This window comes from Roseateles sp. P5_B10, assembly GCF_056400485.1.
In genome coordinates this window covers 1-664 of the sequence record NZ_JBFULE010001510.1, presented here as the reverse complement: position 1 = coordinate 664, position 664 = coordinate 1, and the positions used below count along the sequence as shown (strand labels likewise).

The 664-nt window shown below is 63.3% G+C and carries 1 protein-coding gene; it reads left to right on the top strand.

The window, feature by feature from the left end; translation table 11 throughout:
* A partial coding sequence (locus tag AC1DU6_RS34305; protein WP_477862925.1) for a glycoside hydrolase family 88 protein occupies window positions 1-507 on the top strand: 507 nt, incomplete at its 5' end.
* Window positions 508-664 lie beyond the last annotated feature (157 nt).

Sequence of the window (664 nt, the reverse complement as noted above, 5' to 3'; positions counted from 1 at the left end):
TTCCACGGCTGGACCTTCGAGGGGCGGCACAACTTTGCGAATGCGCTGTGGGCGCGTGGCAATTCGTGGGTCACGATCGTCATCCCAGAGTTCATCGAGCTGTTGAACCTGCCCGAGGGCGACGCCTTCCGCCAGTTCCTGATCACGACGCTCGAAGCGCAGGTCAAGGCCCTGGCCCAGTTCCAGTCACCATCGGGCCTGTGGCCCACGCTGCTGGACGACCCGACGTCCTACGACGAAGCCGCCGCGTCGGCCGGCTTCGCCTACGGCATCCTGAAGGCGGTCCGCAAGGGCTACATCTCCAAGGACTACGAGGCCTTCGGCGTGAAGGCGGCGCTGGCGGTGCGGTCGAAGATCAACGATGCGGGCGAGCTGACTCAGGTGAGCTTCGGCACGCCGGTGTTCAACACGTTGCAGGAATACAAGGACATCCCGCTGACGTCGATGCCGTTTGGGCAGGCGATGGCTTTGTTGGCGATGGGCGAGTTGTTGGTTCGCTTCATCTGATTCGATTGCTATGCGCTGCTTTGGGTTTATGGCTAGGCCCAGCCGGGGGTTCGTCCCGGCGGCCGACCTACTTTTTGCGCCGCCAAAAAGTAGGCAAAAAGCTCTCCCCTGCGAAACCGCCCCTGCGGGGTCCCCTGCGATGCTCGAAGCCCGAGGC